Source organism: Hungatella sp. (genome assembly GCF_046966825.1).
In genome coordinates, this window is sequence record NZ_JBKVCZ010000118.1 from 1 (window position 1) to 19,726 (window position 19,726).

The following is a 19,726-nucleotide window of genomic DNA, read 5'->3' on the forward strand; positions in this document are numbered from 1 at the left end:
ATCTGTATCCGTTCCATACCGCTATTCTGCAGCTTCCCAATCACCAGACCTGTGAGCGGCACTGGAAAAGGGAATTAGAAATGAAATCCTGGTTTCTCCATCGGTGTGCTGGATGGAAAGGCCGCCGGAGGAGCCGTAAATTTTTTTTAGCCGCGTGTGGACGTTGTAAAGCCCATAGGATTTATCTGGTTCCTGACCGGATAAAATGGCTTCTACAATGGTTTCCGGAATTCCGGGACCGTGATCGGCCACTTCAATTTGTATCCCCTCCGGCGTCTTCCGGGTGCGGATTGCAACAGATCTAAGCCCTGCTCTATCAGCGCCATACCGCACGGCATTTTCCACTAACGGCTGCAAAATGAAGGAAGGGATAAGACAGTTCAGTCCTTCCGGAACATCAGTCTCTATCAGCAGGTTTTCTTCAAACCGTGCTTTTTCCATCTCCAAATAGCGGAGAACCTGATACAGCTCTGTTTGCAAGTCCGTCATTTCATGGTGTGGTTCCAATGTCTGGCGGTAATATACGGAAAGCGTCCGTGACAGCTCCCTGGCCCGCTCCGGGTTTTCCCTGCACATACAGGAAATGGTGTTCAGAGCGTTATGCAGGAAGTGGGGATTGACCTGGGAGCGCAGAGCTTTTATTTCTGCTTTCCGGCGCAGGCTTTTCTCGTAATTCAAATCTGCCAGCTCCAGCTGTGTGGAAAACAATGTGGAGAGATTCTCTGCAAACACAATCCGAGACTGTGATCTGTGCCATCGTTTTTTATAAAACAGGCCAAGACAGCCGGATACCTGGCCCCGGCTTGTCAGGGGGACCGCCACTAATACATAATTTTTGAATACAGAAGTAAGTGGATCGGGGGCGCTTGCATCTGACACACAGATGGTCTTATTCTGCTCCATGGCAATTTTTATATGGGAATTCATAAGGCTTTCCACCGAAGTAAAGTCCTTGTTTCCTGAAAGGCAGGAAAAAGCCAGGATATGTTCCCGGTTGGTAATCATGACAGCCGAACAGGTGGTGGACTGGAAGATAATATCCGCCGCCGCCTTTATATCCTCGGGACTGTCCAGCCCTTTGCGGAGGTGCGGCAGGCATTTGCTTGCCACATGCAGCGCCAAGCTGATACCGCTGGTTCTTTCATTATCCTTTTCCATGGATAATGCCCGGAAGGTTCCAATAAATACCACCATGCCGCAGGAGTTTAATATAATCATTGGCAGAGCAATCTCCTTCACTACTTCCAGGGCGGAGGAAAATGGGCGGGCAATCAGCAGGATCAGAAGCATCTGGCAGACTTCGGTGACAGCGGTTAGCAGAAACAGCATTCCATTGTCCCACTTACCCCGGTGGAAATACCTGGAGCAGAAAACACCAATCATGCCCTCCGCCATCGTAGACACTGCACAGGCGGCAGCGGTCAACTGACCTGCCTCATAAAAGTATCGGTGGATACCGCCAATCAATGCGGCTCCGATCCCGATTACGGGTCCTCCCAGCAGACCGGCAGACAGCACGCCAATAACGCGGGTATTGACGATAGCTCCTCCTGTCTCAATACCTGTATAAGTGGCAAGTATGCTGACAAAGCCGAACAGGACGGCAGCCAGAAGCTGACTTGGAACGGATAAATTTTCGCACGTTAACATGTTTCTGACAGTGGGAATTCTGGTCAGAATGAAGGCCAGGAAGATTAGAAATCCTATATTGAATAGCAGGGAGAGGAAAAGGTTGTCCGGCATGGATAAGGCGCTCCTTTCCGATACTGTTAATATGGGGTGTTACAATCATTTTAACATGAAAGTAAAGGTATAACAAATATTTTTTTATGATTTTGCAGACATATAAAATGTCAAAAACTCTTGACATTTTGTATTGAAATTTATATACTTAAAGTGTCAAAAGTTTTTGACATAATGGAGCGTGGTTTATCTGTGGAAAGGAGTTTATTATGAGGGAGTTTGGACTTGTTTTGTTTGTTGTTTTTCTTCTTGTAATGGTGATTTTAAATGTTTCTATGATTATATCGCTGATAAAGCCGGGAGACGAGCGAAGGCAAATGATTATATGGAAGGCCAGTACATGGACCTTGATTGCAACTATGGGCAGTTTGGTCTTTCGTGTAGTAGAGAGTGTTATCAAGGTAGAGAAAATGAGTGTAAACCCTTTTATCACGCTTACTTCTGCTGCTGCGATTTATTTTATATGCCTTTTATATTACCGGAGAAAATATGGCGACTGATATGGAAAATATTATAAGGAGTATGAGAAAACAGCAAGGCTTATCCCAGGAAGAGCTGGCTAAAAAATGCGGCGTTTCCCGCCAGACCATTAATGCGATTGAAAATAATAAGTATGATCCAACTTTAGCGCTGGCCTTTCATTTAGCAAAAGAATTGCAAACTACAGTTGATAACCTTTTTATATGCCAATAACACTTAAAGAGTGATGCGGCATTTCTCGGAGTTTAAGTTAATACAGTTAGATACACAATATATAGAAAAATAATCTTGATTTATCCAATATATTGTGTTAAACTGTTCCTGTAATTGATTTTTGTGCGTAACCTTCAGGTAAGGCGGATATTTTATGATGTAGAATAAAGATCCGCATTGCACACGTTGTTAAGTTTGTATCTTTGTACCAGTAGTATCATTGCGCCTTTCCGGCCGGTGATTATACTGGTTTTTTTATTTTTAAGGTTTTTTCTTTTTTGCGAGAATGGTTGTGGTCCATAGAACATTATGGACATGAGGTGCTTTGCCCCTTAGCCGTTCTCGCTTTTTTGCTGCCCAAACGCCTGTATATGGCTTTGAGGATAAATTTTATGACAGAAAGGTGGTACGGACATGAATGTAAAACAGAAGCAGAGCTTTCGAGGCAATTCAAGAAGGAGGTTGATTTCACAAAGATGGAATACTGGAAACAAAAAAGTGGAATTACGGAATTGGAACCGCTGTGCAGTCACAAAATCGGTTTTTATTCCCCGCAGAGCGCGAAGGGGGTGCTAATGGATGGCTTTGAACGGCGCCCTGAAGAGGGATCGGTACCGTCCGCTGGTACTCGTAGATACGGAAAATCTTTCGGAAGAAGAATGGCTTTCTTACCGGAGACGCGGAATCGGCGGCAGCGATGTGGCAGCGATTCTCGGCATATCACCGTTTCGCACGTCCAGGGATTTATACTATGATAAGTTGAACATTGTTTCAGTCAATGACAATGAGGAAAACTGGGTAGCCATGTCGATAGGCCATCTCCTGGAGGATTTGGTAGGCAAAATATTTCAATATAAAACAGGCTTGGAGATTTACCAGATAAAAAAGATGTTTTATCACCCAAAGTATCCTTTCATGCTGGCGGATCTTGACTATTTTGCAACCCTGCCTGATGGTACGACAGCCTTGCTGGAGCTGAAAACCACAAATTATAATGCCCGCAGCAAGTGGTGGCTGGATAAACAGGAAATAGTCCCGTCTTATTATGAAGCCCAAGGGCGGCATTATATGTCCGTCATGGATATTGACCGGATTTTTTATTGCTGCCTTTACGGAAATAATCTGAATGAGGTGATTATCCGTGAACTGAAACGGGACCTTGCTTACGAAGAAGAAATGATTTTTTTAGAGCAGGAATTCTGGCAAAACCATGTACAGGCACAAGTACCTCCGCCCTATACGGAAGATGGCGATCTCATCATAAAAAGTGTCCGCCGCTATGCAGGCCATGCAGATGAAAACGCGTCTGCGATTAATTTTGATGAGAAGATGAAAGAAAAGCTGATTCGTTTCCAGGAACTTCAGGAGCAGAAGAAAACCTATGAAGCGCCTGCAAAAAAGGTAAAAAATGAGTTAGAGCGATTAAAAGCTTTGATGATAGCGGAAATGGGTACCAGCTGCACCGCAGTCTGCGAGCAGGACGGAACCAACTATACAGTTACTTATAACCCGGTACGAGAGCCTGCAATCAGTAAAGATAATCTAATGCGTCTGAAAATCCTGTATCCGGAAATTTATAAGGAGTTTGTCACTGTCTCTGAATCCAGGAGGTTTCATATTGCCGCTTCGGCGAAGAAAGCCGCTTAAACATTTGATGAAAGGAAAACATATGAAAACAAAATGCAGATATACGGTCATGAGCATTTGCGTAGCAATTTCCCTTGTTTCTGGTGCTCTGAAAGTTGTTGGAGTGATTGAGTTGGAGTGGCTTGCGGTATTTGCTCCAATTTTAGCCGGCCTGGCATTTAAGCTGGCGTCATTACTCCTTACACTGACAGTAATCCTGTTTAGATGGAGGTTACGAAAATGAAGTATACCGGGACTTACGAAAAAACCATATTTTATAATCCGTCAAACAAATACTGTATTGTTATTGTCAAATCTTCAGACCAGACGATACCGGAGAATGTGCGCTCGCTTGAACGAAATAAGGATCACCTGATCCGTTTTATTGCTGTAGGGTATGAACTTCCCCGCACAGACGCGGTGGAGTTGGAATTGGAGGGAGAATGGGTCCTCAACAAAAAACATGGTTATCAGCTGCAGGTGGAGCAATGGCAGGAAATTGTTCCAAAAACAAAGGGGGGCGTGGAGGGATATCTTTCATCCGGTCTGATTAAAGGAATTGGTCCTAAACTGGCTGCTGACATAGTAGCCCGGTTCGGCGTGAGTGTTATCGACATTCTGGAAAAGCAGCCGGAACGCCTGCTGGAAGTCAGAGGAATAACGGAAAATAAGCTGGAGGATATTAAAACCTCTTACGCGGAAAACCGTATGCTCCGTGATTTGATGACTTTATTGGCGCCTTACAAGCTGACACCCAAAACGGCATTAAAGATATACCAGCATTTTGGTCCTGCCAGCATAGAAATTCTTGAAAATGACCCTTTTGCATTGTGCCGTATTCCGGGCTTTGGCTTCCGGAGGGTGGACAGTATCAGGCAGAAAAGCGGAGGCGATCTGCATGACCCTATGCGTATCAAAGGCGCACTTCTGTGCGTGCTGGACGAGGCCAGGGGAAAGAGCGGACATTTATATCTGGAAAAGAAGGAGCATATAAAAGCGGCTTTATACCTTCTGAATGAAAAAGTTCTGCTTTCCAACAATCGCATTCGGGAACAGCAGGTGACGGACACGCTGCAGGAGCTTATTCTTAACGGGGCGGTCGTGTCGATGAAGGAAAATATTTATAAACCTAATATCTTTGAGATGGAGGACGAGACGGCACGCCAGATTGCTCTGCGTTTACTGGATAGAACGCCATGTCCCAACATGGATTCTCTTTTGGAGCAGGTAAAGAACCGTTTTGGTCTTTCTCTGTCCAACATGCAGGCAAAAGGCGTACAACAGGCATGTATGTATAATTTGTCTATAATAACAGGACCTCCGGGATCGGGTAAGACTTCTGCTATTAAAGCGATTATCGAAATGTTCCGCATTCTGCATCCGAAAGGGATCATCAAGCTCATGGCTCCCACTGGCCGGGCAAGCCGGCGAATGGTGGAGAGTACAGGGTTTGAGGAGGCCAGCACGCTCCACAGTGGTATGTGTATCGTCAGTGAGGAGGACGAAAACTACCGGAAAAAAGAACCGGATCTTTTAGAGGCTGATTTAGTTATTGTGGACGAGGTTTCCCTCGTAGACATGTGGCTGATGAGCCAATTTTTTAAGCGGCTGAAGCGGAACACAAAAATCGTGCTTGTGGGTGATGTGGACCAGCTTCCAAGCGTAGGCGCCGGCAATGTACTGTATGAAATGATACACTGTGGGCTGATTCCGGTCACGGTGTTGGACGAAATCTTCCGACAGGAAAAGGGCAGCACGATTCCCCATAATGCCAAACTGATCAACCAGGGCTGTACAAGGCTGCACGGTAGTGACGATTTTATTTTTATTCCCAGCGTCAACCAGGCAAAAGCCGCGGAAACGATTGTAGAGCGGTATTGTCAGGAAATAGCGGAAAATGGAATTGAGCAGGTACAGATTCTCTCGCCGTTCCGTGAAGAAGGGGCAGCTTCCGTAGCACATTTAAACGCAGTAATCCGGGAGAGGGTGAATCCGTTTTGTTCCACAGAAGATGAAATACATACGGGAAGTAAGTCCTTCCGGGTGGGCGACCGCATTATGCAGACAAAAAATACGGAGCATGTGTCCAATGGAGATTTAGGATTTATCCGATATGTTAAGGATACGCCCGAGGGAAAACGGGTCGGTATGGATTTTGGACCCGGTCGGGAACTGGAATATGGGTTCGAGGATCTCTCACATGTTGAGCTGTCTTACGCCACTACGGTTCATAAAGGAATGGGTTCGGAATTTTCGATTATACTGTTTCCAGTGCTGGAGGCCCATAAAATCATGCTTTACCGCAATTTGATTTATACAGCGGTTACGCGCGCCAAAACAAAGGTGATGCTGGTAGGGCAGAAATCAGCGCTCCTTACGGCTATTCACCGGAATGGAAATAATAAACGCAATACGCTCCTGGGACACAGAATCCGGTTATATTACAGAGCGTTTGCCAAGAGCGCGGGGATTCCGATACCGGCAGATTTAGAAGAACTGGAATTAAAAAACGCAGGTTAAGAATGAGATACAATGTGCAGAAAACGCATGAGGTGTCTCTTATTTTATTTATGAAGGGAGTTTTTACAATGAGTGAAAAGAAACATCATGTAACATCTTTGTACGAAAGGATTCCTGCTGTGGCAGAACTGAACAAGGTTCCGGGCTTTGACCCGCGTAAGCTGCTGCGCCGTACTGTTTCAAGGACGGGTAATGAGGAGGTTTTAAAGCTGGACCTCCGCTATAAAAAGCTGTGGTTCAGGCTGGCCCACCCCCATGGGAGGCTGAAGCTCAACGCTCTCCGTATTACGGAACAGCTTGCAATCTTTGAAGCTGGAGTGTATTTAGACCGCAGTGATTCGGAACCCATAGGAAACTTTACAGCCGCCTGTACCCGGGAGGAAATTTCAAACGGTCACTATGTAAAGGCGGCTCAGGAGGCAGCATTGGACGAGGCGCTGACAAACGCCGGTTTCGGCCTGCAGTTTTCTGATATCTGCGTTGGCAGAAATGGGGAACGGTATGGGAGCGAAATTCCTTTAGCTGATGTACAGACTGTCCGGAACGATAACAATGTGGTTGAACCCGCCAAAATCCCAACACGGGCAGATTACAGGACAGTAACGCCGCAAACATCTTCCACAGAGGTGAAAAGGGTGACGGAATCGACTTCTATCCCAGAGAAGGAAGAAAGGACAGTCACAATACTGGAGGCAGATAAAACCTTAACCAGTGAGGCTCGTTCCGATAACAGCGGGGAGATGGACCAGCTGCCAACAGAGCTGATGGAGGCTGTAACGGCTGAAAGCACAGTGAAAAGCCTGAAAACAGATACGTCTCTCCCAGAAAACAGGGCGGCTTTGGAACCGATGGCGCAGGAAACACCCCAGAGCCAGGTCAGCTATACGGCTGATATGCCTGTGGCGGAAATCATAAAGAGAATGACCTTTGAGGAAGCCCAGAATGTAACGGTCGATGAAGGAACCTGCAGCGGCTGGACCATGGCCGAGGTAGCAGAGCGCCGGCCGCCGAGCCTGAAATGGTATGTTTACGGATATAAAAAGAACAACAATATCCTCCGTGCGGCGGCCCAGATCATGTGGGATTCCTTAAACGGCCAAAAGGCTGGCTAAAGAAACACGGAATAAGACACGCAGCCATGAAGAAGGGAGAAACGGCAGATGGACTCTTATCCCCAGGATTTCCCATATGGAATATTGGATGTGGCGGAGCTGCTTCATTTGCAGAGACGCCGGCCTGGTCCAAACAGCATTTATACAGACTGCCCATTCTGCGGAGACCGGCGGGGTAAAATGAACCTGAACTATGTCAAGAATGTGTGGCGCTGTAATTATTGCGGAGAGCAGGGGGGAATGTTAAGTCTGTATGCAAGGCTGAACCATATTACTAACTCGGAGGCGAACAGAGAAATACGCGAGGCGCTCCGAATAGAGAATACCGTGTACAGCAGCTCGCCGGCAATAAATGCCAGAGGGCGTGCCGCTGATTCTGATTCGGGAGAACCTACACCCGTTGCTTTACCGGAAAACGCTATGGTACAAGCCGGCAGGAGATTAGAAGAAACACCACAATCCCCCCGCGCCAGTATACAGGAGATACATCAGACTCTTTCGCTGCTTTTTGGTATGTTGACATTGAGAACACCGCACAGATTGCATTTGCGCTCTGATAAGCGCGGCCTGACGGATGAACAAATTGACATTTTGGGGTTTAAAAGCACACCTCCGCCCTCTCAATGCCGCTCTCTTACTGATCGGATAATTCAGCAGGGCTGTACGGTACAGGGCGTTCCAGGTTTTTATCTGGACGAAGACAACCGATGGACGGTAAAGTTTAACCGCAGGTCATCAGGTATTCTGATCCCGGCGGTTGGCATAGACGGTTTCATCCGCGGCGCCCAGATATTGCTGGATATCCCAATGAAAGATAAGAACGATCCGCCGGATAAGGCGGGGACGAAATATATCTGGCTTTCATCTTCTAACAAAAATATGGGAGTCACATCGGGAAGTCCCGTTCATTTTATTGGGAATCCATGTGCGCGCACCGTCTATATTACGGAAGGACTGCTGAAAGCAGATATAGCCCATATGCTGATGGACCGCTCCTTTGTGGCTGTTGCCGGAGCCAATAATGTTGGGCCGCTGGACCCTTTGTTTGCAGCGCTGGCCCGGAATGGAACGGAGCTGATTGTCGAGGCAAATGATATGGATAAGTTTAATAACAATATGACATCTAAGGGAGCATCCAAAATATATCTGATGGCAAGGAGATATGGAATGGATTGCCGGCCGCTGACATGGAATCCTAATTATAAAGGAATCGACGACTGGCAGCTTGCGCTCCGAAGGAAGGAAAAACTGGTACAAGAAAATCCTAAATCGAGCTTTAAAGCGAGTTATCTTTTTGGCAAATGCAGTTTTGAAGCTATTGGCAGTTATATAGCTGATTGGCAGACGGATCAGAAAAAAGGAATCAGTCTGCAGGAATATTTAGGGCTGGCAAAAGCAGAATACGAGCTGTATACCCGGAACGAAGCATCGGAATTGGAATGTCTTTTAAATTCCCAGCGGCACTGTTGGAAGTTCCGTATTTATCAGTTAGATTTTGACGGGGAGCAAAAGACCATTCCCTTTGCTTTTATGGGAATTGAAGCGCTGTACAAAGCAAACTATACGCAGCCGCCTGCGGTGGAATACCGGCTGATGTGCGAGGATACGCTGATTTGTCCTGCGGATATGCTGGAAGAGCAGGTTTTGGATTACATTTTCAGCCGTTATAGCGGAAAATTGCCGGAACATTATCACGGGCGCAGTCTGGCGCCGTCCGATGTGGTGGAGTTATATGATCAGGGTAAGAGGAGTTATTTTTATCGGGATAAAGGAAATTTTGTTCCGGTAAACTTTTCACCTTTTTTTGCAAAGCCTATGAAGGAAATGAACTAATCCCGGCATAAGGGATTGAGAAGCAAACAGATTAAAGTTTAAAGGTAAAACAAAGGCGTGGAGCAGGTTAAAACCGATCTCCACGCTTTTGTTATCAGGAGGGAAGAAATGTTAAAAATTGATTTTATTTACGAAGTAACTGACAGAATCCGAAACAAGATGGTCGGCACATGTGAGGTGCTGATTAAAAGAATTACCCACAATAACGGGCAGCAGCTGACGGGTATATTGTTTAAGAAACATGGCAAAGAATCACCGCTAATCTATCTTGATAAATATTACGATCAATATGTGGATGGCCGAATGAGTATGGTTGAAATCGTCGATGAAATTATGAGGATACAAGGTGAAGGAGGGGTACAGGAATTGATAGATATTGGCGGTTTGGCCGATTACGAGGCTGTACAATCAAAAATCAGGCTGAAGCTGGTAAATTATGAGGCAAATAAAGCCCGTCTGGAAGGAATGCCCCATGTTCCGTTTCTTGATCTGGCAATCATGTTCTATGTTGAGATTGACAGCAACAGCCAGAGAATACTTACCGCTGCTGTGGAGCATCATCACCTGGAAATGTGGGGTATTGGGAAAGAACGTATTTATAATGACGCTCTTTACAATATGCGCGCCTGCTGTCCGGTTAGGATAAAATCTGTCATGAGTGTCATAAAGGAGGTGGAGGAAGAAAACGATGGAAACCTGGATCTGATAATATCAGAGGAAGATATTTCCCATGAGCAGGGTTTTTGGATTATGACAACAAAATTAGGGATACAGGGAGCTTCCACTCTTGTACATGGAGATGGTTTGAAAAAGTTTGCCCAGATCAATAGAGATAATATTGTAATACTTCCTTCGAGCATCCATGAGGTGATGTTGATTCCCCAAATGTTGGCAAATGGGAATTACGAATACCTCTCACATATGGTAGAAGAGGTTAATAGAGACGAGGTTTTAAGGGAGGACCGGTTATCAAACAGCATTTATCTTTATAACAGAAATGAGGATTCTATCACCATTGCATACAGGGGTCCGGAATTATGAGGTTGAGAGATACAATTTAACAATTACAGCAAATAGAAAAGGAGAATTTACTGATGCAGGATTCTTTAAATATTCATGTGTTGCAGCGTGATGAAACAGGAGTTTTGAATCCGGTGGATACCGCTGCGGAGGAACTGATGCTGCCCTCTGATCTGGAGGACAGCCGGGCTGAGACAAAGGAAAAGGACGAGGATGAAATACAGGAAGAGGATGAAAAACGCATGGAGCATGAAGCTTCCGAAGCTAGACGTAAAGAAAAATGGGAGGCAAGGCAGCAGGCAAAAAAGAAAGCAGAGCAGGAACAGCAGGACAGATTAAAAACCATGGACAACGATGAGGTCATGGCCGCTTCTATGAAGCGTGTCAGCGCCGATACGGAGCGGCTGACACGGCGGAATATGAAGGAGTGTGTGTCGGAGCATATACAGACTCTGTGCCTGGAAAGCCCGGATTTTGCCCGGTTGGTTATGCACCCTAGGAAAAATATGATTCACTGCTTCAGATACATTTACCGCAGAGCCAAAGATTTTATTGAGCAGGAAATGAAGAATAACAATGTCGAACTAACAACAGGATTATATGGTGAGGATGTGCCGGACGACCTCTGTTATCAGTGGGCCGAGGATTATTTCAGAGATTTGGACGCGGAAGAAGATAAGGAGAAGGAGGAGAAATTTGTTTCCAGGCAGTACCACGCAAAAACAGCCGGTAAGCCTCAGAAAGCAGTCAGGAAAAAAACGGAGAAAAAACAGGAGCCGGAGAAACAGGAGGTCTCGGCCGATGAAGGCGTTACAGGTCAGCTCATGTTAGATTTTATAACGGAGGTGAAGGCAGGATGAAGTTGAATAAAAAGGTATGCCGGAAATTTGCAGAACCAAAATGGAGTATGGATTTGAACCATGGTCTGTTCTGTGCGGAGCAGATTCAATACATTGTGAAGTCAGAGGTAAGGAATGTGGATCACCAGAGGGTTCTTATTTTGCATATCTATGACAGGAAAAAGGTGGCGGCAGGAGAAACACGTCCCTTGTGGACCATGTTTCAGAGCCGTAAACAGTATTTCACTCTTGCCCGCCGTGATGATGGCTCAACCTTCTGGAGAAGCGCAGCTTTTGACAATTTAGACAGGTACTATTTATTCAAAAATAAATGCGCGTTCTATTCCATGAATGATGAAAAGAGAGTCATGCAATTCTGCAAAACGGATCAGAAAGACGGCTTTTCCTGCCTGAACTCCCTGCAGTCCAGAATGATGTATCAAAGTATGCTGCAAAAGAGGCATAAAATGCAGAGGAAAATTATTGAAAAAATGAAAACAGTTCCTGGGCTTCCCAGAGGGATAAAGGGCTGGATAGACCGGGAAATTGTGCCGGCCTACATATTTTACACGTATTCTAAGGACAGAAAGGAAATGGACGGATACTGTACTGCCTGCAAACAAGCGGTAAAAGTGTCAGGAATAAAACATAATGCGGAAGGAAGCTGCCCGCATTGCAATAAGGCTGTGACTTACAAAAGCCGCGGACGGCGCGGAACAGTCATAGACAGGGAAACCGTACAGGTCTTACAGAAGATATCAGAGAAAGAGCTGGTGGTCCGTTTTGTTAAAGTATACCGTAAATATCCAAATGCCGATGTGCCAGAGGATAGTCTCTATGAAAGCGCCAGAATATTCATAAATTCGGATCGTGAAGGACGTAGAAAGTCGGAGCATTTTTATCATCAATTTAGCTGTCAGGATATTACTCCATGGAAAAAGGGGAACCGTCCTGTGTTCAGCAAATGGCAATATAATTTTAACGCGGATCATAACGGCTATCTGTACGACAGGAATCTGGAATTAGTTCTGGAGAACACACCCTGGAGGTATTCCCAGCTGGAGCGTTACTATCAGGCAAACAGGACGCCATTTTATGTGATAAATTACCTGCAAAGATACCTGGATTATCCGATGCTGGAATATATGGTGAAGCTGGGCTTGTACAGATTAGCGGCAGATATTGTGAATCCAGATTATTACTGCTATGCGTTGAGTCAGACAATTAATGAAAAGGGTAAAAATATCCAAGAGGTACTGGGCCTGAATAAAAGCCATCTGCCGATGCTTCAGGAGATTAATCCTGGCAGCAAGCAGCTGACACTCATCAAAAAGTATTTAAAGAACCACATTCATTTAGATGTAACACTTTTTAACTGGTGTGCGAGAAATGGGGTCAGCCGGCTGGAAAACCTGACGGTTCCATTACAGTACATGACAGCCTATAAATTAATCCGATATGCAGATGAACAGTTTGAGATATATAAAACAAAAAGCTGGGCCACAGCTGGATATCGTGATATGGAATCACTTTTAAACAGCTACAGAGACTATCTTTCCATGTGTGAGGCACTGGAATATGATTTAAGCAACAGCTTTGTCCTCTATCCGGCTAATCTTCCGAAAGCACATGATAAGGTCAATGATTTATCAGATAAGGAGCAGGCTAAGGTGTATGAGGGACAGATCCGGAAGCTGTATGAAAAACTGAACAGCCAGTATGCCTTCTCGAAGTACGGATATTTTATAACTCTCCCGCGCACAGTAAAAGAAATTATTGAGGAGGGACACAAACTCCGTCATTGTATTGGAACATATGTCAAAATGGTTGTTAAAAGACAATGCCTGGTGTTCTTTGTACGAAAAGTCAATGAACCGGAGAAGCCTCTTTGTACGGTTGAATTGAATGGAGCGGAAATCGGTCAGACGAGCATGTTTGCCAACCGAGCACCAACTCCTCCCATTAAAGTATTTCTGAAGGAATGGGAGCAGGAAATTTTGCAGGCGCCGGTTCTGCAGTCCGCAGCTTGAGCAAGGGGGAAAAGGCGTTTATACCTTTTCCCTTTTCTGTTTTTCCGAATAAAGCATGTAGCGCTTACCTCCGTTGTGCTTTGCATGATAGAGAGCCTGGTCCGCCAGTTTTATTAATTCTGTCAAGCTGTCAGCGTCTGATGGATAGAAGGCGATACCTATACTCACAGCCAGTCCGCATTTCTTTTCCTCCATCTCCAGCCGCTGTGCCATTATATCAATAAGCTGCCGCGCCTTTCGAGCCGCATCTTCTGGTAGCGCTATTTCATTTGAAAAGACAATAAATTCATCACCGCCGAGGCGTGCCACAAAACTATTGCTGCCAAAGATTTCAATAAGGCAGTGTGCAAATTTCTGCAACACACGGTCACCTTCCGGATGACCGAGCGTATCATTGACTTGTTTGAATCTATCTAAGTCAAGCATTATCAACGCGCCGGATCTATTTTCCTTGTGGAGCAACGCCGAAAGTATTTTCTCAACGGCCAGCCTGTTTTTCACACCAGTTAGAGGGTCAATCATTGCCTCCTGTTCGGCATTCATTAGCAATTTTTTCTGTTCGCTGATGTCGAAAAAGGCACACAGCACTGTTTGAGAAGTATTAGAGCAATCAAAATTTCCATAAACCCACTTTGTCTGCCCATTAGCGTCCAGCACCCGAAACTCATGTTCGGATAATCCGACAGGAAGCGAGGCAATAGAGTCACGGTCCTGTGGGTGGATGATAGGAAGTAGAAAGCTGCCGATTCGTTTGTTATATTCTTGTGGTGAATAAGCGAGGAAATTATAAAAAGCGTCATTTGCACTCAAAATGGAATAGTCGCGGTTATTCTTGAACTGTACCACTGAGCTGGGCACGGTCCGGTATATAGACTGAATATTCTCATAGGATTTCTGGAGTGTCCTGTGGTTCTGATGTTTCAAATAAAAAAGGAGTGAAGCAACAACTGAAAATGAAAGTATTATAACAGCGCTGTAAAAACTCGTACTTCTTATGATGGACTGTGCTTTTGCATCAATGACGTTGGAGGGGATTACCAGAGCCAGGTTCCAGTCATTGATCCCCACTGGAATAAACTTCATTATGCGCTCCTGCCCGTCCCGATTATAAATGATACTGCCGCCAGTGCCAGATTTCATATTGCGGAGCATGACTTTTACATCGTCCGATGTCAAGGTGCTGGAAGTGTTTTCTGCAATATCATTAAGCGTCTTATAGTTTGATGCTATGGGGTCGGTTAGTGCCCGAAAAATTATGCTTCCGTTTGATTTTATGACATAGTTATATCCTTTTCCATCAAAAGCGCCAACTGTAAACAATTCGGATAAATTTTCCATAGAATAGCGCCCGAGCAATACGCCTTCTGGCTGTCCATTGTCAGTGATGGGTACGGAAATAACAAGTTTTTCACTTTTTCCATCGACTTCCGGCAGCCACATGACGGAGGAGCTGCCGTTCATTGCACTTTGAAAATAAGGCTCCTGGGAGATATCGGGTGTTTCCGGATAGTCGGGCACATAAAGCCTTCCCTCTTTATCAGCCGCTGCCATCCATTTAAAACGGGTTATATCAATCCACTGGCTCAATATCCTCAAAGTCTGTGGAGATGATAGCGGCACATCAAGTTCACTGATAGAAGCTGCCAGCCCTTCCAAATAGGTTTGATCGCTTTTTATACGTTCACAAATGAGCCGGGCATTTTGTTTGGTTAATTCCTCCATATAGGCATCGGTTTCTTCTTGCAGAGCTTTATGGACAGAATTACTATAAACGAGAGTTGTTATGATAATTACCGCCAGTACCAAAAAAAGTGAAACGCTAATGGCGAATAATGGCTTTTTATAAAATCGCATTGTAGTCTCCTGTCCAATGTGTCAGTAAATACTGACATTATATAATGGCACAACCTACCTGGTCAATGTGTTTTATGGAATCAGGGATTCTGTCTTTTTAATAAGTTTCTTAGAATAGCAAGTATTAAATATTTGTTAAAATTGAATCATCCCTGTTGACAGGAGATGCCCTCGCTCATATAATGCCAATAAAACACATAAACATATTTTTATTTCAGAAAGGAACTTAAATCTATATGGACGACGCCGATAGCGACGCTGCCCGAAGTTATAGTAATATAAACAATCGAATAAGCTTCAGTACATAAAAGGCATAACCTGCGTTGTTTTATAAAAGCGCGGGCTATGTCTTTTTGTCTTCTGACTTAGAATAAATAACTAATAATATCTCAAAAAGAAAGGAGTGGTCTTTCCTATATGGAAAATCACAAGCGACTGCCTTGGCACGCAACAGAGCCGGAGGCAATTTACAAAGCGTTACACACCTCTGAAGAAGGGCTCAGCGATGCCGAGGCTGCCGAAAGGCTGGCCCGCTTCGGGCGCAATGAACTGCGTCAGAAACCGAAAAAAACCATCTGGCAGATGATTAAGAGCCAGATTACCGATCCCATGGTGCTGATTTTAATTGGCGCCGCTGTTTTCTCCGCCGTGCTTTCAGAATGGACGGAGGCAATCGTCATACTGACGATTGTAATTATCAATGCGGTAATCGGAATTGTACAGGAAAAGAAGGCGGAAAGCTCCCTCGAAGCATTGAAACAGATGAGCGCGCCTAACGCCAGGGTTTTGCGCCAGAGAGAGGAAAGTATTGTGCCGGCCAGCGAACTGGTTGTCGGAGATATCGTCCTGATTGATGATGGGGCAATGGTTCCGGCTGACTTACGGTTAATCGAATCAGCGAATTTGAAAATACAGGAGGCGTCACTCACCGGGGAGTCCGTTCCATCGGAAAAGGACGCCAAGGAGATTATGCCGCAGGAATGTGTGCTGGGAGACCGGGCCAATATGGCCTATACCTCCTCTATCGTGACCTACGGCCACGGAACCGGCGTGGTGGTGGCAACCGGTATGAGTACAGAGGTCGGCAATATTGCAGGGCTTCTGGAAAACCAGGATGAGCTGGATACCCCGTTAAAGAGAAAGCTGAACGCGGTGGGTAAGACCCTCACCGTGGTGGGTATCATTGTCTGCGCCCTTATCTTTGCAATCGGCGCTTTTTACGGAAGGCCGTTGATTCCCCAGTTTCTGGTGGCTATATCTCTGGCAATTTCTATTATCCCGGAGGGACTGCCTGCCACGGCAACGATTGTCATGGCTCTGGGTGTCCAGAGAATGGCTAAGCAGAACGCCTTAATCCGGAAGCTGCCGGCGGTGGAAACACTGGGCAGCGCCACGGTAATTTGCAGCGATAAGACAGGAACCCTGACCCTAAACCAGATGACCGTCACCCAGATTGCGGTGAACGGGGATTTTGAAGCGGGGACAACGACAGCGGTTGAATGTGCGGACAAAGAGCACCCGGACGTTTACCGGGAGCTGGTTTACGCTGGAGCGCTTTGTAACAACGCGAGTCTGGACCCGGATCACAAGGGAGAAATCATCGGAGACCCCACGGAGGGGGCCTTGATTTTCCTGGCACAGAAATTTGGGATAGACCATGAAGAATTGGAAGAAACGTACCCCAGGCTGTTTGAGCAGCCCTTTGATTCGGAGAGAAAGCGGATGTCCACCGTTCATGAAATTAATCAGAAGCTGGTTTCCTATACAAAAGGCGCTGTGGACGAAATGCTGCCTTTGTGTACGGGTATGCTGACTTCCCGGGGTGTGCGTCCGATTACGCAGACCGATATCAGGCAGATTCAGGAAATGTGTGATTCCATGTCACAAAAAGCCTTGCGAGTGCTGGGATTTGCCGTGAAAACCCTGAAACATCTGCCGGAGGACGAAGAAGAAAATATTGAGTTTGATATGACCTTTATCGGCGTGGCCGGTATGATTGACCCGCCAAGGAAAGAGGTAGCCGAATCTGTACGGACCTGCCGGAACGCCGGTATCCGCACCATTATGATTACGGGAGACCATAAGGTAACCGCTCTTGCCATTGCGAAGGAGCTTTCCATCTGGCAGAATGGCGATACCGTAATATCGGGTGAGGACTTGTCTGCCATGAGTGAGGAGGAACTGGACCAGGCGGTAGAACACGCCACGGTATTCGCAAGAGTGTCTCCGGCGGATAAACTCCGCATTATCCAGTCCTTAAAGAGGAACGGCGAAGTGGCTGCAATGACGGGTGACGGCGTAAACGACTCCCCGGCGTTAAAAGCAGCAGATATTGGTGTGGCGATGGGACGCACAGGAACGGACGTTGCAAAGGAAGCGTCTGATATGATTCTCCTGGACGACAGTTTCACCACGATTGCCTATGCAATCAAAGAAGGGCGCCGCGTATACCGGAATATCCAGAAGGTAATCCAGTTTTTGCTGGCGGGAAATATTGCGGAAATCACAACCTTGTTTCTGGCAACCTTATTTAACTGGGAAGCTCCGCTTCTGGCCGTTCATATACTCTGGGTAAACTTAGCGACCGCTACACTGCCGGCTCTGGCTTTGGGCGTTGACCCGGCAAGCAAAAATATTATGAAGCATAAGCCGGTCAAGGCGGGAACCTTGTTTGAACGCGATTTGATTGCCAGAGTGATACGACAGGGAATTTTCGTGGCGGCTATGACAATCGCCGCGTACTTTATCGGAGCGGATCAGAGCAGCCATACCACAGGCCAGACCATGGCTTTCAGTGTGCTGGCAATTTCTCAGATGCTTCGTGCATTTAACCAGCGCTCCAACACAGAACCTATCTGGGTGAGGGCGGAGGGGCCGAACCCGTGGCTGGTTGTATCGTTCCTGGTATCGGCCGGTCTGATGGCATGTATCCTGTTTATCCCGTCTCTGCAGAGCGCTTTCCGGCTGACCTATTTAACCGGAACCCAGTGGCTCACCGTTATGGGGCTTTCTATCCTGTCCATTGTTCAGATGGAGGCTGTGAAGTGGGTGAAACGCGCCAGGAAAAGGGAGAAACGATGATTTCTATACGAGGAGGTAACGTATGAAAACAGAAAAGAGGAGAGCATTCATTATCCATTTTGCTTATTTTTCAATTTTGTTTTTAATGGCTTTTACGGTTTTAAAATATGGCTTGTCCATGCTTTCCCCGTTTGTGGCGGCATTCCTGATTGCGTGGGTTTTAAAAGGCCCGATTGGATTTGTGTCAGGAAAGCTTCGCTTAAACTGGAAGCCAGCGGCTATTCTGGTGGTGCTGTTGTTTTACAGCACCATCGGATTTTTAATATTTCTGTTGGGTGTCAAGGCTTTGTCCGCAGCAAAGGAACTTACAGCCAATCTGCCCGGTATTTACGCATATTATGTAGAACCTGCTTTAATCAGCCTGTTTGACAGCTTCGAGCAGTCGATTTTCCGGGTAGACAACACACTCCTGGCTGCCTTTATGGAACTGGAAACTCAGTTCGTCCAGTCGGCGGGGCAGATGGTTTCCGGCCTGTCCATGGACGCCATGGGGCATATCTCTGGGATTGCCTCTTCCCTGCCAGGCTTATTTATTGAAATCCTGCTCATGATTATTTCTACGTTTTTCATTGCTTTGGATTACCACCGGCTGACGGGATTTTGTCTGATGCAGCTTGATGGGAAAGCAAAAGATGTATTTTTCCAGATCAAAGAATATGTGGTAGGCACTTTGCTTGTATGTATCCGGTCCTATGCGCTGATTATGACGATTACGTTTGTGGAGCTGGCAGTAGGACTGTCTGTCATTGGCGTAAAAAATTCAGTTTTAATTGCGTTTTTAATTGCCCTCTTTGATATTCTTCCGGTATTGGGAACCGGAGGCATTATGATCCCGTGGACTATCCTTACGGCGCTGCAGGGAGATTATCCGCTGGCGCTGGGACTTTTGCTGGTTTATCTGTTTGTTACAGTGGTCCGCAATATATTAGAGCCAAAGATTGTCGGCAGCCAGATCGGGGTTCATCCGGTTGTGACCCTGGCGGGTATGTTCGTGGGCGCCCAGTTGTTTGGCGTCCTGGGGCTGTTTGGTTTTCCAATCGGGATTTCCCTGCTGCGCCACTTGAATGAAAAGGGAGCAATAAAATTATTTAAGATGGCGGAGGAAAAGTAATGAGTATGGGAATGTTTTTTGGATTATTGGGCGGTTTGGCGCTGTTTTTATATGGTATGCAGATGATGAGCGTCAATCTGGAAGCGGCGGCCGGCAGCCGTATGAAGCATATTCTGGAACGCCTGACAGCCAACCGCTTTTTAGGGGTATGTGTGGGCGCCGGCATTACGGCGGTGATTCAGTCCTCTTCCGCCACAACGGTAATGGTGGTGGGCTTTGTCAATTCCGGACTTATGACGCTTAGGCAGGCAGTCTGGATTATTA

Annotated in this window: 14 protein-coding genes; 12 read left to right on the forward strand and 2 right to left on the reverse strand. The window is 46.1% G+C overall.

Annotated elements, in window-relative coordinates; all coding sequences use genetic code 11:
- Positions 1-21: 21 nt before the first annotated feature.
- The gene (locus ACLTD4_RS25955) at positions 22-1,743 is read right to left on the reverse strand and encodes a LytS/YhcK type 5TM receptor domain-containing protein (RefSeq protein WP_006771602.1); all 1,722 of its coding nucleotides are present in this window, start codon (positions 1,741-1,743) and stop codon (positions 22-24) included.
- A gap of 209 nt (positions 1,744-1,952) precedes the next feature.
- Between ACLTD4_RS25955 and ACLTD4_RS25960 the strand changes: the two genes are divergently transcribed.
- The 9 genes from ACLTD4_RS25960 (at position 1,953) to ACLTD4_RS26000 (ending at position 13,416) form a co-directional block, all read left to right on the forward strand.
- Positions 1,953-2,243: a hypothetical protein gene (locus ACLTD4_RS25960; protein WP_006771601.1), complete on the forward strand. Its 291-nt coding sequence runs from the start codon at positions 1,953-1,955 to the stop codon at positions 2,241-2,243.
- Between the two features lies 1 nt (position 2,244).
- Positions 2,245-2,436 (forward strand): helix-turn-helix transcriptional regulator, encoded by a 192-nt coding sequence (locus ACLTD4_RS25965; protein WP_175422944.1) that lies wholly within the window; start codon positions 2,245-2,247, stop codon positions 2,434-2,436.
- A 579-nt stretch (positions 2,437-3,015) separates the two neighbouring features.
- Entirely contained in the window at positions 3,016-4,083 is a 1,068-nt protein-coding gene (locus ACLTD4_RS25970; RefSeq protein WP_006771599.1) for a YqaJ viral recombinase family protein, read from the forward strand.
- A 219-nt stretch (positions 4,084-4,302) separates the two neighbouring features.
- A complete protein-coding gene (locus ACLTD4_RS25975; RefSeq protein WP_006778097.1) occupies positions 4,303-6,582 on the forward strand; it encodes an ATP-dependent RecD-like DNA helicase in 2,280 nt (759 codons plus the stop codon).
- A gap of 68 nt (positions 6,583-6,650) precedes the next feature.
- The gene (locus ACLTD4_RS25980) at positions 6,651-7,694 is read left to right on the forward strand and encodes a hypothetical protein (protein WP_242663930.1); all 1,044 of its coding nucleotides are present in this window, start codon (positions 6,651-6,653) and stop codon (positions 7,692-7,694) included.
- Between the two features lie 48 nt (positions 7,695-7,742).
- Positions 7,743-9,527, forward strand: a complete 1,785-nt coding sequence (locus ACLTD4_RS25985) for a YodL domain-containing protein (RefSeq protein ID WP_006771595.1) — start codon at positions 7,743-7,745, stop codon at positions 9,525-9,527.
- 108 nt (positions 9,528-9,635) lie between these two features.
- Positions 9,636-10,568, forward strand: coding sequence for a DUF5688 family protein (locus tag ACLTD4_RS25990; protein ID WP_006778098.1), 933 nt, complete (start codon positions 9,636-9,638; stop codon positions 10,566-10,568).
- Positions 10,569-10,621: 53 nt separating this feature from the next.
- Positions 10,622-11,407, forward strand: a complete 786-nt coding sequence (locus tag ACLTD4_RS25995; RefSeq protein ID WP_006778099.1) for a Cas9 inhibitor AcrIIA9 family protein — start codon at positions 10,622-10,624, stop codon at positions 11,405-11,407.
- On the forward strand, positions 11,404-13,416 hold the full coding sequence (locus tag ACLTD4_RS26000; protein WP_006771592.1) for a PcfJ domain-containing protein: 2,013 nt from the start codon (positions 11,404-11,406) through the stop codon (positions 13,414-13,416). The genes ACLTD4_RS25995 and ACLTD4_RS26000 overlap by 4 nt, the downstream gene beginning before the upstream one ends.
- A gap of 18 nt (positions 13,417-13,434) precedes the next feature.
- Here ACLTD4_RS26000 and ACLTD4_RS26005 read toward each other — a convergent pair whose 3' ends face one another.
- Positions 13,435-15,270 carry a diguanylate cyclase domain-containing protein gene (locus tag ACLTD4_RS26005; protein WP_006771591.1) on the reverse strand — a complete coding sequence of 612 codons (1,836 nt, stop codon included), beginning with the start codon at positions 15,268-15,270 and terminating at the stop codon, positions 13,435-13,437.
- 417 nt (positions 15,271-15,687) lie between these two features.
- Here ACLTD4_RS26005 and ACLTD4_RS26010 point away from each other — a divergent pair, with 417 nt between their 5' ends.
- From ACLTD4_RS26010 to ACLTD4_RS26020, 3 genes are all read left to right on the forward strand, one after another.
- Complete coding sequence (locus ACLTD4_RS26010) at positions 15,688-18,351, forward strand: cation-translocating P-type ATPase (RefSeq protein ID WP_412331674.1); 2,664 nt, start codon at positions 15,688-15,690, stop codon at positions 18,349-18,351.
- 22 nt (positions 18,352-18,373) lie between these two features.
- Positions 18,374-19,462, forward strand: a complete 1,089-nt coding sequence (gene ytvI, locus ACLTD4_RS26015; protein ID WP_006771589.1) for a sporulation integral membrane protein YtvI — start codon at positions 18,374-18,376, stop codon at positions 19,460-19,462.
- On the forward strand, positions 19,462-19,726 hold a 265-nt coding region (locus ACLTD4_RS26020), incomplete at its 3' end, for a Na/Pi symporter (protein ID WP_412331675.1). The genes ytvI and ACLTD4_RS26020, both read left to right, overlap by 1 nt.

What these genes read in the sequence shown, in the direction of transcription:
- ACLTD4_RS25980 (WP_242663930.1), top strand. Translation starts at nt 6,651, where the DNA reads ATGAGTGAAAAGAAACATCATGTAACATCTTTGTACGAAAGGATTCCT.
- ACLTD4_RS26010 (WP_412331674.1), top strand. Translation starts at nt 15,688, where the DNA reads ATGGAAAATCACAAGCGACTGCCTTGGCACGCAACAGAGCCGGAGGCA.
- ACLTD4_RS25975 (WP_006778097.1), top strand. Translation starts at nt 4,303, where the DNA reads ATGAAGTATACCGGGACTTACGAAAAAACCATATTTTATAATCCGTCA.
- ACLTD4_RS26000 (WP_006771592.1), top strand. Translation starts at nt 11,404, where the DNA reads ATGAAGTTGAATAAAAAGGTATGCCGGAAATTTGCAGAACCAAAATGG.
- ACLTD4_RS25990 (WP_006778098.1), top strand. Translation starts at nt 9,636, where the DNA reads ATGTTAAAAATTGATTTTATTTACGAAGTAACTGACAGAATCCGAAAC.
- ytvI (WP_006771589.1), top strand. Translation starts at nt 18,374, where the DNA reads ATGAAAACAGAAAAGAGGAGAGCATTCATTATCCATTTTGCTTATTTT.
- ACLTD4_RS26005 (WP_006771591.1), bottom strand. Translation starts at nt 15,270, where the DNA reads ATGCGATTTTATAAAAAGCCATTATTCGCCATTAGCGTTTCACTTTTT.
- ACLTD4_RS25995 (WP_006778099.1), top strand. Translation starts at nt 10,622, where the DNA reads ATGCAGGATTCTTTAAATATTCATGTGTTGCAGCGTGATGAAACAGGA.
- ACLTD4_RS25955 (WP_006771602.1), bottom strand. Translation starts at nt 1,743, where the DNA reads ATGCCGGACAACCTTTTCCTCTCCCTGCTATTCAATATAGGATTTCTA.
- ACLTD4_RS25970 (WP_006771599.1), top strand. Translation starts at nt 3,016, where the DNA reads ATGGCTTTGAACGGCGCCCTGAAGAGGGATCGGTACCGTCCGCTGGTA.
- ACLTD4_RS25965 (WP_175422944.1), top strand. Translation starts at nt 2,245, where the DNA reads ATGGAAAATATTATAAGGAGTATGAGAAAACAGCAAGGCTTATCCCAG.
- ACLTD4_RS25985 (WP_006771595.1), top strand. Translation starts at nt 7,743, where the DNA reads ATGGACTCTTATCCCCAGGATTTCCCATATGGAATATTGGATGTGGCG.
- ACLTD4_RS25960 (WP_006771601.1), top strand. Translation starts at nt 1,953, where the DNA reads ATGAGGGAGTTTGGACTTGTTTTGTTTGTTGTTTTTCTTCTTGTAATG.